Here is a 13393-nt window from a genome sequence, read left to right on the forward strand (position 1 = left end):
GCCGGGTGATTGTGGTTTCGATGATCGATCCGGTCCTTGATCAGGCCGGGGTGGCTTCACTCTCGGCCGCGCGCACCTTGGCCCGCTCGTGGAAGATGAAACCTATGCTGTTGAGCAGCAGTTGGGCGGCGAGGATAGAGGTCATGCCGCTTGGGTCGTAGACCGGGGCGACCTCCACCAGGTCCATGCCGACGATGTTGCCCTGGCTGCGCTTGGCCAGGGCCTGGATGATTTCCAGCACTTCGTAGTACAGGAAGCCGCCGTGGCTCGGGGTGCCGGTGCCGGGGGCGATGGACGGGTCGAAGCCGTCGATGTCGATGGTGATGTAGTAGTTGATGTTCTGCGGGATCAGCGCCAGCACGCCCTCGACGCCGAGGCGGCGCACATCGCGCACCGAGAGGATCTTCGAACCGGCCTCGTGGGCCGCCTCGTAGTCATCGCGGTTGGAGGACGACACGTTGCGGATGCCCATCTGGGTCATGCCAACGATGTGGTTCATTTCCGAGGCGCGGCGCAGCGGGTTGCCATGGCCGTAGCGCACGCCGTGACGCTCGTCGACGAAGTCCAGGTGCGCATCGAAGTGGATGATGTGGATCGGCCCACGACCTTCGAACGCCTTGATCACCGGGGCGTGTACCGAGTGATCGCCACCGAGCACCACCGGCATCACGCCGGCATCGAGAATCTTGCGCACTGCGTATTCGGTGTTGGCGTTACTGGTGGCCATGTCGGTGTGCACGATATCGGCATCACCAACGTCCACCATGCGCACGTCGGCGGCGGTGAGGTACATCACGTCATCTTCGTGGTCATAGGCGCCGGCGTGACCGAAGGAGAACAGCGTCGATGCCTCGCGAATCCCCCGTGGCCCGAAGCGTGCGCCGGAGCGCCACTGGGTGCCCATGTCGTTGGGCACGCCAAGGACCGCCACGTCGGCATCCAGCGCATCCCAATCGGTGCACACCGGGGATTTGCCAAAGGTGCAGTGCCCCACGAATGGCAGGTTCAGACGACCGGATTCATAACCATTGTTCGACATTTCTAGCCTCTCCACTTCTTGTTATCGGCCAGGCGGACTGCAAGGCGACCGCCGTTGGAGTGACTATGGGCGCAGGTTTTCGTGGAAAAAATGCTAAACATCAGATACTCATATCGGCATTACCGATGCATCCACACGCGGGAGGTCCAAGGTGATCCAGCTGCACGATGTCGATCTGAAGTTGCTCAGGGTGTTTGCCACGATTGTCAGGTGCGGGGGCTTTTCCGCCGCGCAGGCGGCGTTGAATGCCGGCCAGTCGACCATCAGCGAACAGATGACGCATCTGGAAACCCGGCTCGGGGTCAAGCTCTGCCAGCGCGGGCGCAGCGGCTTTCGCCTGACCGAGCAAGGCGTGGCCATCCATGAAGCCACCCAGCGCCTGCTCTCGGCGGTGGAGAACTTCTGCATGGACGCCGACGTGCTCAAGCAGCACATCAGCGGCAAGCTCAACCTGGGGATCATCGACACCACCATTACCGACCCGGACTCACCGATTCCACGGACCACCCAGCGTTTCGTCTCCCGGGGTCATGACGTGCACCTGAACGTGTACGTCGGCACTCCCGCCGAACTGGAAGAGCGTGTGCTCGACGGCCGCCTGCACCTGGCCATCGGGCACTTCCCGATCCATGTGCCCGGCCTGTTGCAGGCGCCGCTGTACCAGGAAGCCCTGGGCCTGTATTGCGGACGCCGTCACCCACTCTATGGCAGCCAGGCCGAACGCGACGAACTGCTGGCCGAAATCGGCAGCAGCCGGATTGTCGCCCGGGGCTACATGCAGCAGTACGACCTGGAACACCTGGGCGTCAGCAAGGCCGCCGCCACCGTGGACAACATCGAGGCCCTGGCGATCCTGATCATTTCCGGCGCCTACCTGGGGTTTCTGCCCGTGCACTTCGCCTCCCAGTGGGTCAAGACCGGTGAGATGCAGCAACTGGCACCGGCAAGCCTGCAGTTGATGTCACCCTTCGACGTCATCACCCGGCGCGGTATTGCCCCGCCGCCGATCCTCGAGGCCTTCCTCGAGGACCTGGCCGCCTGTTCACGCAAGGCCGCCACCCCCCGGGGCAAATAATGCGCCCGGCACGCTCGCCACCCTCGAGCGTGGCCCGGCATACTGATTCACATAGATTCCCTTGCCCACCCTTGCAGGCCACCCATGCGCATCCACGTCACCTTCATCGACCGCGTCGGCATCACCCAGGAAGTGCTGGCCCTGCTCGGTCGCCGCAGTTTCAACCTGGACGCCGTCGAGATGGTGCCGCCCAACGTCTACATCGACGCCCCGACCCTCGACGCCGATGTCCTGGAGGAGTTGCGCGAAGCCTTTCTGGGCGTACAGGGCGTGCAGGCGGTGACGGTGGTCGACATGCTCCCGGGGCAACGGCGACGCCTGCAGCTCGATGCCTTGCTGGCGGCCAGCGCCGACCCGGTCATGGCGGTGGATGGCCGCGGCCATGTGCTGTTGGCCAACCCGGCCCTGATCGCACTATGCGGGCGGGAACCGGCCGGCGAGCCACTGACCGCGCTGTTCGATGACCCGTCCTTGCAAGCCACCCTGATCGAACGCGGCTTCCGCCTGCCCATGGGTGAAGTGAGCCTGGGCGGCCAGACGCTGCTGCTCGATGCCATGCCGATCAGCGACGCCGGCGAGTCAAGCAGCCCGTCGCTGGCCGGCGGCTTGCTGACCCTGTACCTGCCCGCGCGCATCTCCAAATGCGTGGCCGCCCTGCACCACGACCACGCTGCCGGGTTCGATGCACTGCTGGGCGACTCGCCTCCGGTGCGCGCCCTCAAGGCTCGGGCCCAGCGCGTGGCAACCCTGGATGCGCCGCTGCTGATCCAGGGTGAAACCGGTACCGGCAAGGAGCTGGTGGCTCGCGCCTGTCATGCCATCAGCCCACGGCGCGATGCGCCCTTCCTCGCGCTCAACTGTGCGGCCATGCCCGAGAGCCTGGCCGAAAGCGAGCTGTTCGGCTACGCCCCGGGCGCCTTCACCGGTGCCCAGCGCGGCGGCAAGCTCGGCCTGCTGGAACTGGCGGACCAGGGCACGGTGTTCCTCGACGAAGTCGGTGAAATGTCACCCTACCTGCAGGCCAAGTTGCTGCGTTTTCTCAGCGATGGCTGTTTCCGGCGCATCGGCGGTGATCGTGAGGTCAGGGTCAACGTGCGCGTCCTCAGCGCAACCCACCGCGACCTGGAAAAAATGGTCAGTGAAGGCAGCTTTCGCGAAGACCTGTTCTACCGCCTGAATGTGCTCAACCTGCAAGTGCCGCCGCTGCGCGAGCGTGGGCATGACATCCTGTTGATGGCCCAGCACTTCATGCAGCAAGCCTGCGCGCAGATCCAGCGCCCCCCTTGTCGACTGGCCCCTGCCACCTTCCCGGCGCTGCTGGGCAACCGCTGGCCGGGCAACGTACGGCAACTGCAGAACGTGATCTTCCGTGCCGCCGCCATTTGCGAGAACCCCCTGGTGGACATCGACGACCTGGACATCGCCAGGACCGCCGTCGCGCGCCAGAACGCCGACGAAGTCGGGAGCCTGGGCGATGCCGTCGAAGGCTTTGAACGCAATCTGCTGCAACAGCTCTACCGCAGCTACCCCTCCAGCCGGCTATTGGCTACCCGCCTGCAAACCTCCCACAGCGCGATCGCCACTCGCTTGCGCAAATACGGCATTCCAGAAAAGCACTGACTATCGTCTGCAAATCGATACAGCGTAGCGAATTCGACACGCAGGCGACGACCTGTCTCGGCCCCGTGAAAACGGACTGGGCTTGGAGAGCTGTATTGATTTCGCTACAAAGCAGGTCGATACGCTTCCGAACAGAAGACATATCTCATTGTTTTATAACGAATAAACAGAATTGGCATCACCCTTGCTTTTAATCCTCAAACCAGGCGGGTCTTCCAGGCCAAGTCAGTTAAGCGAACGCCGACCTCTGTAGGAACGAGCGTGCTCGCGATGGACTCAAGGGCAACGCGTTTAATCAGAAAGCACGCGTTATCGTTAACGTCCATCGCGAGCACGCTCGCTCCTACCAGGACCAGCCTGGCAATTGCCGTCCGCCATACGCAGCGGGCGAGTCAGAACAATGGGGAGTGGATATGAGCAACCTGCGTTTTACCGTCGATCACGAATGGCTGCGTCTTGAGTCCGATGGCTCGATCACCGTCGGCATCACCCCGTTTGCCCAGCAGGCACTCGGCGATGTGGTCTTCGTCCAGGTGCCCGAGTTGCGGGCCTACCGTGCCGGCGAAGAAGTGGCCGTGCTGGAATCGGTGAAAGCCGCCAGCAACATCGGCATGCCGCTGGACGGGCGAGTGGTGGATGTCAACGCCACCCTGGAAACCTCCCCGGAGTTGGTCAACGAGGACGCACTGGGGGCTGGCTGGTTCTTCCGCCTGCACCCCGACGACACCGACGCCATGCACCACCTGCTCGACCAGAGCGCCTACGAGCGTCTGATCAACGACCAGGACCACGGCTAAAGGCATTGATTGCCCGCCACATCGGCCATCCAACACGCACCATCGAGGACCGCACCATGTTCAGTAAACACGACCGGCTCACTGGCTACGACGACGAACTGCTGGCGGCAATGAATGCCGAGGAGGCGCGGCAAGAGCAGCACATCGAATTGATCGCCTCGGAAAACTACACCAGCCAGCGCGTCATGCAGGCCCAAGGCAGCGGCCTGACCAACAAGTACGCCGAAGGTTATCCGGGCAAGCGCTACTACGGTGGTTGCGAGCACGTCGATGTGGTCGAGCAGTTGGCCATCGACCGCGCCAAGCAACTGTTCGGCGCCGACTACGCCAACGTCCAGCCACACTCCGGCAGCCAGGCCAACGCAGCGGTCTATCTGGCCTTGCTCAATGCCGGCGATACCGTGCTGGGCATGAGCTTGGCCCACGGCGGGCACCTGACCCACGGTGCCAAGGTCAGCTTCTCCGGCAAGCTCTACAACGCGGTGCAATACGGCATCGACACCGACACCGGCCTGATCGACTACGACGAAGTCGAACGCCTGGCGGTGGAGCACCAGCCGAAAATGATCATTGCCGGCTTCTCCGCTTACTCCAAGACCCTGGATTTCCCGCGCTTCCGTCAGATCGCTGACAAAGTCGGCGCGTATCTCTTTGTTGATATGGCCCACGTCGCCGGTCTGGTCGCTGCCGGTCTGTACCCGAACCCGATTCCGTTCGCCGACGTGGTCACCACCACCACTCACAAGACCCTGCGCGGCCCTCGGGGTGGCTTGATCCTGGCCAGGTCGAACCCGGAGCTGGAGAAAAAGCTCAACGCCGCGGTGTTCCCCGGAGGCCAGGGCGGCCCGCTGATGCATGTGATCGCCGCCAAGGCCGTGTGCTTCAAGGAAGCGCTAGAGTCAGGCTTCAAGGTGTATCAGCAACACGTCATCGACAACGCCCAGGCGATGGCCAGGGTGTTTATCGAACGCGGCTACGATGTCGTGTCCGGTGGCACCGACAACCACCTGTTCCTGGTCAGCCTGATCCGCCAGGGCCTGACCGGCAAGGATGCCGACGCGGCACTGGGCCGTGCCGGCATCACCGTGAACAAGAACGCCGTACCGAACGACCCGCAGTCGCCGTTCGTCACCTCAGGCCTGCGCATCGGCACCCCGGCCGTGACCTCGCGTGGTTTCAAGGTGGCCCAGTGCGTTGAGCTGGCCGGCTGGATCTGCGACATCCTCGATCACCTCGGCGATGCCGATGTCGAGGCACAGGTTGCCAGGCAGGCCGCCGCAATGTGCATGGACTTCCCCGTCTACCGCAGCTGATCGGCAGCGGGAGGCTCTCGCCTCCCGCATTGCCCCCGACAGATTGCCCCTCTCATCTATCAAGGACACCGCACAGGAGAGCGCTTGTGGACTCATCAGGCAACAGCCCGGCAACCGTGCAAGTGGGCATCAAACTGCGCGGCGCCGACAAGGTGGCGCGGATCCCGGTGAAGATCATCCCCACCGATGAACTGCCACGCAAACCCGACTGGATTCGCGTGCGCATCCCGGCGTCCCCGGAAGTCGACCGGATCAAGGCCCTGCTGCGCAAACACAAGCTGCACAGCGTCTGCGAAGAAGCCTCCTGCCCGAACCTGGGCGAGTGTTTCTCCGGCGGTACCGCGACCTTCATGATCATGGGCGACATCTGCACCCGTCGCTGCCCGTTCTGCGACGTCGGCCACGGCCGTCCGAAGCCACTGGACGTCAACGAACCGGAAAGCCTGGCCATCGCCATTGCTGACCTGCGCCTGAAGTACGTGGTGATCACCTCGGTGGACCGCGACGACCTGCGTGACGGCGGCGCCCAGCACTTCGCCGACTGCATCCGCGAAATCCGCAAGCTGTCGCCGAACGTGCAGCTCGAGACCCTGGTGCCGGACTACCGTGGCCGCATGGACATCGCGCTGGAAATTACCGCCGCCGAGCCGCCGGATGTGTTCAACCACAACCTGGAAACCGTGCCACGCCTGTACAAGGCGGCGCGTCCGGGTTCGGACTACCAGTGGTCGCTGACCCTGCTGCAACGCTTCAAGCAGATGATGCCGCACATCCCGACCAAATCCGGGCTGATGCTGGGCCTGGGCGAGACCGACGAGGAAGTCATCGACGTCATGCAGCGCATGCGCGAGCACGACATCGACATGCTGACCCTGGGCCAGTACCTGCAACCGTCCCGCAGCCATTTGCCGGTGCAGCGTTTCGTGCACCCTGACACCTTCGCCTGGTTCGCCGAGGAAGGGTACAAGATGGGCTTCAAGAACGTCGCGTCCGGCCCGCTGGTACGCTCCTCCTACCACGCCGACCAACAGGTTCAAGGAACCCTGACACAAGCGTAACGGCCCGCCCCGTTCTACGAGCGATGTTGAAATCCACCGCCGGAATCGCACGCAATGAAAAACCGTACTAGGCTTTCGCGGGCGCCTTGAGTAGTGAACGGGAGTTCTATCGAGTGGTTGGTCTCCTCGCACTGTCCAGGCTCATGGTCAGGGGTCACTCACCAGGATTCCTGGTCGTTGTGCCGACGAGATTTGCGTCGCCAGCCACCCGGATCGACACTCGTTAAAGGAAGGCCACCATGCAAAGGCTCCCACATCGCTTCAGGTACTACGCTGCTTGTTCATTGCTGATCGCGCTTAACGGTTTTGCCCAAGCCGCGCAAACCGAAAAACCCAACATCCTGTTTATCGTCTCCGACGACACCGGCTACGGTGACCTGGGCCCCTATGGCGGGGGTGTCGGCCGAGGCATGCCGACCCCCAGCATCGACGAGCTGGCCGCAGAAGGCACAACCTTTTACTCGTTCTACGCCCAGCCCAGTTGCACCCCCGGCCGGGCGGCGATGCAGACCGGACGCATTCCGAACCGCAGCGGCATGACCACCGTGGCCTTCCAGGGCCAGGGCGGCGGTTTGCCGGCGGCGGAGTGGACACTGGCCTCGGTGCTCAAGACCGGCGGCTATGACACCTACTTCACCGGCAAATGGCACCTGGGCGAAGCCGACTATGCGTTGCCCAATGCCCAGGGGTATGACGTGATGAAATACGTCGGCCTCTATCACCTCAATGCCTACACCTATGCCGACCCGCAATGGTTCCCCGACATGGACCCGGACACCCGGGCGATGTTCGCCAAAGTGACCAAGGGTGCGCTCTCGGGCAAGGCCGGGGAAAAGGCCGTCGAAGAGTTCAAGATCAATGGCCAGTACGTGGACACGCCGGTGATCGATGGCAAGCCAGGGGTGGTCGGGATTCCCTTCTTTGACGGTTATGTCGAGAAAGCCGCGCTGGAGTTCCTCGACACGGCCGCCAAGTCGGACAAGCCGTTCTTTATCAACGTCAATTTCATGAAAGTGCACCAACCGAACCTGCCGGCCCCCGAGTTCGTCCACAAGTCGATCTCCAAGTCCAAGTACGCCGACTCCGTGGTTGAGCTCGATACCCGTATTGGCCGCATCATGGCCAAGCTCAAGGCGCTGGGGATGGATAAAAATACCCTGGTGGTCTACACCACCGACAACGGTGCCTGGCAGGACGTCTACCCGGACGCCGGCTACACGCCGTTCCGGGGTACCAAGGGCACCGTGCGCGAGGGGGGTAACCGGGTCCCCGCGATCATGACCTGGCCAGGTAAAATCAAGGAGAACGCGAAAAACCACGACATCCTTGGCGGCCTCGACCTGATGGCCACATTTGCCTCGGTTGCCGGCGTGAAGCTGCCAGAGAAAGATCGCGAAGGTCAGCCAATCTATTTCGACAGTTACGACATGACCCCGGTGATAACCGGTACTGGCCCCGGCCCACGTAAAGAGTGGTTCTACTTCACCGAAAACGAGTTGTCGCCGGGGGCGGCCCGCGTAGGCAACTACAAGGCCGTGTTCAACCTGCGTGGCGACAATGGTGTGGCGACCGGCGGCCTGGCCGTGGACACCAACCTGGGCTGGAAAGGGGAGTCGAAGTACGTGGCGGTCGTACCGCAAGTCTTCGACTTGCTGCAAGATCCCCAGGAGCGCTACGACATCTTCATGAGTAACGTCACCGAGCGCACCTGGACCATGGTGCCGATCAGCCTGGCGATCAACGCGCTCATGAAGACCTATGTCAAATACCCGCCGCGCAAACTGCAAAGCATGGGTTATGACGGGCCGATCGAGTTGTCCAAGTACCAGAAATTCCAGTCGGTACGCGAGGACCTGCAAAAAGAAGGCATCAACCTGCAATTGCCTACCGGTAACTAGCCCTGCGGTGGCAGCCTCCCGTGAGGCTGCCACTTGCCGCCAAGTGCCCCTGGCGGCCGGGCAACAGGCCAACACCTCGTAAAACCCGAAGCGTTCGCAAAAAATAAACGATTTTTCCTGATCCGGCAGGCCCGATAGGATGACGGAGTCCCTGGTGAACACTGCACCTGCCAGACCGGGAGAATGGCATGTCCCCCCTCAATGTCGGCGAACCCTGGATGTGGGCGGCCTTCATCGCCTTCATCGTTTCCATGCTGGCGCTCGACCTGTTTGTCCTGGGCGGGCGCAAGGCCCATCGGGTGTCCGCCCGTGAGGCGCTGTCCTGGGTCATTGCCTGGAGCGGCCTGGCCCTGACCTTCGCCGCGCTGCTGTGGTGGTACCTGCACGGGCAGTTCGGCGCGCAAGACGCCCAACGCATTACCCTGGAATTCCTCACGGGCTACCTGATCGAGCAGTCACTGTCGATCGACAACATGTTCGTCTTCGTGATGATCTTCGGCTACTTCGCCGTACCACCGTCCTTGCAGCGCCGTGTCCTGCTGTATGGCGTGCTCGGTGCCATCGTGATGCGCGCCTGCATGATTTTTGCCGGCGTCTGGCTGGTGTCGCAGTTTGCCTGGGTGCTCTACGTCTTCGGCGCCTTTCTCATCCTCACCGGGATCAAGATGCTGGTCTTCGCCGAGCACAAGCCCGACCTCGACAAGAACCCCTTGCTGCGCTGGCTGCGATGCCACCTGCGGATCACCGACACGTTTCACGGCCAACGGTTTTTCGTGCGACGCAACGGCGTGCGCTGGGCGACGCCGATGTTCCTGGTGATGGTGCTGATCGAAGCCAGCGACCTGGTGTTCGCGATCGACAGCATCCCGGCGATCTTCGCCGTCACCACCGACCCCTTCATTGTCTTCACTTCCAACATCTTCGCGATCATGGGCCTGCGCGCCCTGTACTTCCTGCTTGCCGACATGGCCGAGCGCTTCCACCTGCTCAAATATGGCCTGGCCATCGTGCTGGTGTTCATCGGCACCAAGATGTCGCTGATGCCGTGGTTCCACATGCCGATCCAATGGTCACTGGCGCTGGTCGCCAGCATCATCCTGGGCTCGGTGCTGCTGAGCCTGTTCCTGACCCAGGACAAAATTCCAGCGAGGAAAGAGGATCGATGAGCGCAGCACACGCGCCCTCATCCCCCCCTCCCTTGCCAGTGAACCGCAATGACCTTGAGCCGTTCAGACAATGGCGCGATAGTCGTCGACACTGTCCGGCCAAGGGGTCAACACTTGGAAGCCTTCGTCCGTCACGGCGACCATGTGCTCCCACTGGGCCGACAGGGACTGATCCTTGGTGACCACCGTCCAGCGATCGGCGAGGGTTTTCACATGACGCTTGCCGGCGTTGAGCATGGGCTCGATGGTGAAGATCATGCCGGCCTTGAGCTTCAGGCCCTGGCCTGGATAACCGTAATGCAGAACCTGCGGTTCGTCGTGGTAAACCTTGCCGATCCCGTGGCCGCAGTACTCACGCACCACACTGAACCCCGCTGTCTCGGCCACCGACTGGATGGCATGCCCGACGTCGCCCAGCGTAGCGCCGGGACGAACCTGGCGGATGCCGGCGCACATGGCCTCGTAGGTGGTCTTGACCAGGTGCCGTGCCTGCGGGGTGGGCTCGCCCACGAAGTACATGCGACTGGTGTCGCCGTACCAGCCGTCCTTGATCACGGCGATGTCGATGTTGACGATGTCGCCATCGCGCAGTGCCTTGGCCGACGGAATTCCATGGCAGACCACGTCATTGACCGACGCACACACGGTTTTCGGGAAGCCGTGATACCCCACGTTACCGGGTATGGCTTTCTGCACGTTGACGATGTAGTCGTGACATAAGCGGTCGAGTTCATCGGTGGTGACCCCGGCCTTGACGTAGGGGGTAATCATCGCCAGCACCTCGGCGGCCAGCTTGCCCGCCGTGGCGGACTGGGCGATTTGTGCCGGGGTATGGATCACAACACTATTCGCCTTCATGGCCTGGCTCCCGATGCAGGTTCGCATAGCTGTTTCAAATCAAGGCCTCCGGCCTGTTCGGCGCGAATCAGCAAGCGGCTGATTTCGCTGTGGTCCAGGTTGGGATGCAGCTCCGCCAGCATCCCGATGCGCATCCAGTGCTCGGCCTGGGCATTGATCGAGCGACTCAGCGCCGTACTGGCAATGCGCAGATGTTCGTGCATGGCTTCTGAAATTTTGACGATACCCACGGGGTCGACCTATATGAAATGCATATGAATCGTATATTAGCCGATCCGAGGCCAGGGTAGCAATTCCTGGGACCGGGGAATGGCCGTTTTCCCTTGGACCATACGACGCTCGACGGTTCTGGTCCGACGCAAAATCCGCTAGGCTAGGTTTTTCCATTTCCCAGGACGGACCCAGGCATGCCCACGCTCCACACCTCCCTGCAAGACACCGCTGCGCCGCAAGGCGTTTGTTTTGGCTGCGGCAGCCGCAACCCGCACGGGCTGCACATCAAGAGCACCTGGCATGAAGACGGTGTGCACGTCGTGGCCGAGCATCTGCCAGAGGCCAAGTACTGCGGCTGGCCCGATCTGGTGTACGGCGGGCTGATCGCGATGCTGGTCGATTGCCATTCGAACTGGACGGTGATGGCCTACCACTATCGGGCAGAGCAGCGCAGCCCCGGCAGCCTGCCGCGCATCGACTGCGTGACCGGCAACCTGGGCATCAAGTTCATCAAGCCCACGCCCATGGGCGTCCCACTCACTTTGCGGGCCAGGGTGGAAGGTGAGGTCGGGCGCAAGACCCGGGTGATCTGCGAGGTGTACGCAGCCGATGTGCTCACGGCAGTGGGCGACTCCATTTTTGTGCGCGTCGATACCGGGCAACTGGCGGCCGCCGCCCATGGTCGTGAAGACTGAGGCGGGGCCTGTCAGGTTGACGCGGTGCGTGCCCGGCCCTACCGCCGGGAAGCGTGCCTTCGGCCGGCGTTGAAAGCTGCTTTAATGGTTCAACGCCAGCCGTGCCAGTCAGCCCCTGCCAGCGGGGCAATCCGAAGCCTGAATGGGAGCGCACCGATGAACCGTCTCACTGCCAAAGACTTTGCCCCTGAACTGCTGGAACTCTACGACTACTACGCCCACGGCAAGATCAACCGCCGTGAGTTTCTCGACCGCGCGGCATTGTTCGCGCTGGGCGGACTGACCGCCTCCGCCCTCCTCGCCGCCTTGAGCCCGAACTACGCCCTCGCCGAGCAAGTGGAATTTACCGATCCGGACATCCTCGCCGAGTACGTCACTTACCCCTCGCCCAAGGGGCACGGGCAGGTACGGGGTTATCTGGTGCGCCCGGCGAAGGCCACCGGCAAGGTGCCGGCGGTGGTGGTCGTGCATGAAAACCGTGGGCTCAATCCCTACATCGAAGACGTCGCCAGGCGCTTGGCCAAGGCCGGCTTCGTCGCTCTCGCACCGGATGGCCTGACCTCGGTGGGCGGCTACCCCGGCAACGATGACAAAGGCCGGGCGCTGCAGCAGACCGTCGATCCCGCCAAACTGATGAACGACTTCTTCGCCGCCATCGAGTGGATGATGAAACATGAGGCGAGCACAGGAAAAGTGGGCATTACCGGATTCTGCTATGGCGGTGGCGTCGCCAATGCGGCAGCCGTGGCCTATCCGGAACTGGGGGCCGCCGTGCCCTTCTATGGCCGCCAGCCGGCCGCCGCGGATGTGCCGAAAATCAAGGCCCCGCTGCTGCTCCACTATGGCGAGTTGGACAAGGCCATCAACGAAGGCTGGCCCGCCTATGAACAGGCGTTGAAAGCGGCGGGCAAGACCTACGAGGCCTATATCTACCCCGGTGCCAACCACGGTTTCCACAACGACTCCACACCGCGCTACGACGAGGCGGCCGCCAAGCTGGCATGGAGCAGGACTCTGGACTGGTTCAAGCGTTACCTGAGTTAAGCCGGCGTCGAGCGTAACCTCGGGGTATCAGGCATTCTTTTTCTGCAGGCTCTTCAAGCGCTGGGTAGCGCGCTGTGCGGCGGCCATTTTTTCCGGGCGCTTCATGCGCTTCCATTTGCGGATGTCTTCCTTGCTGCGCCCGCAACTCACACACAGTTCACCGCTCAACTGGCACACGGCGATGCACGGGTTTTCAATGTCCTTGGCCATGCCTCAACCCCGCCCCGAACGCTTGCGCGCCAGGCGCTGCTGCCAGTTGCCGCCGTGGCTGCGTTGGCACTGTTCTTCACTGTCGAACTGCACATGGGCCGCCACCGGACTGACGGGCACATCCGCCTCGCGTAATGCCATGGCCGTCAGCTCGACCATGCGCGCATCCTGCCCGGCGGCCAGTGCCCGGTCCTGATGGACCTGGGTATCGAAGACCCAGACGACCCTCAGGCTCGAAGGAAACTGCTCATAGTCCAGTTCATGGGTGAGCCAGGAGAACCCCGGAATTTCTGCCTTGGCCGTTTCGCAGGCTTCGGTCAGGGTGGCGATCAGGCGGCGTTCGATACGGGCCTGATCGCGTTTGCTCAACGACATGGGGGATCCTTGAATGGGGGTGGCGATCTAAG

General features: G+C 62.6%; 14 protein-coding genes. 9 read left to right on the plus strand and 5 right to left on the minus strand.

Going from position 1 to position 13393, the window contains the following annotated elements; translation table 11 throughout:
• Positions 1 to 40: 40 nt before the first annotated feature.
• Positions 41 to 1039 carry an agmatinase gene (gene speB / locus CKW07_RS19450; protein ID WP_095077166.1) on the minus strand — a complete coding sequence of 333 codons (999 nt, stop codon included), beginning with the start codon at positions 1037 to 1039 and terminating at the stop codon, positions 41 to 43.
• Positions 1040 to 1190: 151 nt separating this feature from the next.
• On the opposite strand from speB, the gene CKW07_RS19455 reads away from it, so the two are divergent.
• From CKW07_RS19455 to CKW07_RS19485, 7 genes are all read left to right on the plus strand, one after another.
• Positions 1191 to 2114, plus strand: a complete 924-nt coding sequence (locus CKW07_RS19455) for a LysR family transcriptional regulator (RefSeq protein WP_095146597.1) — start codon at positions 1191 to 1193, stop codon at positions 2112 to 2114.
• Positions 2115 to 2198: 84 nt separating this feature from the next.
• Positions 2199 to 3734, plus strand: a complete 1536-nt coding sequence (locus CKW07_RS19460) for a sigma-54-dependent transcriptional regulator (RefSeq protein WP_095146598.1) — start codon at positions 2199 to 2201, stop codon at positions 3732 to 3734.
• A 413-nt stretch (positions 3735 to 4147) separates the two neighbouring features.
• Positions 4148 to 4531, plus strand: coding sequence for a glycine cleavage system protein GcvH (gene gcvH / locus CKW07_RS19465; RefSeq protein WP_095146599.1), 384 nt, complete (start codon positions 4148 to 4150; stop codon positions 4529 to 4531).
• A 56-nt stretch (positions 4532 to 4587) separates the two neighbouring features.
• On the plus strand, positions 4588 to 5844 hold the full coding sequence (gene glyA / locus CKW07_RS19470; RefSeq protein ID WP_095146650.1) for a serine hydroxymethyltransferase: 1257 nt from the start codon (positions 4588 to 4590) through the stop codon (positions 5842 to 5844).
• A gap of 86 nt (positions 5845 to 5930) precedes the next feature.
• A complete protein-coding gene (lipA, locus tag CKW07_RS19475) occupies positions 5931 to 6902 on the plus strand; it encodes a lipoyl synthase (protein ID WP_095146600.1) in 972 nt (323 codons plus the stop codon).
• 239 nt (positions 6903 to 7141) lie between these two features.
• On the plus strand, positions 7142 to 8800 hold the full coding sequence (locus CKW07_RS19480; RefSeq protein ID WP_095146601.1) for an arylsulfatase: 1659 nt from the start codon (positions 7142 to 7144) through the stop codon (positions 8798 to 8800).
• A 188-nt stretch (positions 8801 to 8988) separates the two neighbouring features.
• Positions 8989 to 9966, plus strand: coding sequence for a TerC family protein (locus CKW07_RS19485; RefSeq protein ID WP_095146602.1), 978 nt, complete (start codon positions 8989 to 8991; stop codon positions 9964 to 9966).
• 63 nt (positions 9967 to 10029) lie between these two features.
• Here the strand turns inward: CKW07_RS19485 and map are convergent, their stop codons facing one another.
• Entirely contained in the window at positions 10030 to 10824 is a 795-nt protein-coding gene (map, locus tag CKW07_RS19490; protein ID WP_095146603.1) for a type I methionyl aminopeptidase, read from the minus strand.
• The gene (locus CKW07_RS19495; protein ID WP_095077174.1) at positions 10821 to 11054 is read right to left on the minus strand and encodes a ParD-like family protein; all 234 of its coding nucleotides are present in this window, start codon (positions 11052 to 11054) and stop codon (positions 10821 to 10823) included. Before CKW07_RS19495 ends, map begins: the two co-directional genes overlap by 4 nt.
• 177 nt (positions 11055 to 11231) lie before the next feature.
• On the opposite strand from CKW07_RS19495, the gene CKW07_RS19500 reads away from it, so the two are divergent.
• Both CKW07_RS19500 and yghX read left to right on the plus strand, forming a co-directional pair.
• On the plus strand, positions 11232 to 11732 hold the full coding sequence (locus CKW07_RS19500; protein WP_095146604.1) for a PaaI family thioesterase: 501 nt from the start codon (positions 11232 to 11234) through the stop codon (positions 11730 to 11732).
• Positions 11733 to 11888: 156 nt separating this feature from the next.
• A complete protein-coding gene (yghX, locus tag CKW07_RS19505) occupies positions 11889 to 12776 on the plus strand; it encodes a YghX family hydrolase (RefSeq protein WP_095146605.1) in 888 nt (295 codons plus the stop codon).
• Positions 12777 to 12803: 27 nt separating this feature from the next.
• Here the strand turns inward: yghX and CKW07_RS19510 are convergent, their stop codons facing one another.
• Positions 12804 to 12986: a DUF1289 domain-containing protein gene (locus tag CKW07_RS19510; protein WP_095077179.1), complete on the minus strand. Its 183-nt coding sequence runs from the start codon at positions 12984 to 12986 to the stop codon at positions 12804 to 12806.
• Positions 12987 to 12989: 3 nt separating this feature from the next.
• Positions 12990 to 13361, minus strand: a complete 372-nt coding sequence (locus CKW07_RS19515) for a hypothetical protein (protein ID WP_095146606.1) — start codon at positions 13359 to 13361, stop codon at positions 12990 to 12992.
• Positions 13362 to 13393: the final 32 nt, after the last annotated feature.

It is taken from the genome of Pseudomonas sp. Irchel s3b6 (assembly GCF_900187415.1).
Classification (GTDB): Bacteria; Pseudomonadota; Gammaproteobacteria; order Pseudomonadales; family Pseudomonadaceae; genus Aquipseudomonas.

What these genes read in the sequence shown, in the direction of transcription:
- speB (WP_095077166.1), bottom strand. Translation starts at nt 1,039, where the DNA reads ATGTCGAACAATGGTTATGAATCCGGTCGTCTGAACCTGCCATTCGTG.
- CKW07_RS19460 (WP_095146598.1), top strand. Translation starts at nt 2,199, where the DNA reads ATGCGCATCCACGTCACCTTCATCGACCGCGTCGGCATCACCCAGGAA.
- gcvH (WP_095146599.1), top strand. Translation starts at nt 4,148, where the DNA reads ATGAGCAACCTGCGTTTTACCGTCGATCACGAATGGCTGCGTCTTGAG.
- glyA (WP_095146650.1), top strand. Translation starts at nt 4,588, where the DNA reads ATGTTCAGTAAACACGACCGGCTCACTGGCTACGACGACGAACTGCTG.
- CKW07_RS19480 (WP_095146601.1), top strand. Translation starts at nt 7,142, where the DNA reads ATGCAAAGGCTCCCACATCGCTTCAGGTACTACGCTGCTTGTTCATTG.
- CKW07_RS19485 (WP_095146602.1), top strand. Translation starts at nt 8,989, where the DNA reads ATGTCCCCCCTCAATGTCGGCGAACCCTGGATGTGGGCGGCCTTCATC.
- map (WP_095146603.1), bottom strand. Translation starts at nt 10,824, where the DNA reads ATGAAGGCGAATAGTGTTGTGATCCATACCCCGGCACAAATCGCCCAG.
- CKW07_RS19500 (WP_095146604.1), top strand. Translation starts at nt 11,232, where the DNA reads ATGCCCACGCTCCACACCTCCCTGCAAGACACCGCTGCGCCGCAAGGC.
- yghX (WP_095146605.1), top strand. Translation starts at nt 11,889, where the DNA reads ATGAACCGTCTCACTGCCAAAGACTTTGCCCCTGAACTGCTGGAACTC.
- CKW07_RS19510 (WP_095077179.1), bottom strand. Translation starts at nt 12,986, where the DNA reads ATGGCCAAGGACATTGAAAACCCGTGCATCGCCGTGTGCCAGTTGAGC.
- CKW07_RS19515 (WP_095146606.1), bottom strand. Translation starts at nt 13,361, where the DNA reads ATGTCGTTGAGCAAACGCGATCAGGCCCGTATCGAACGCCGCCTGATC.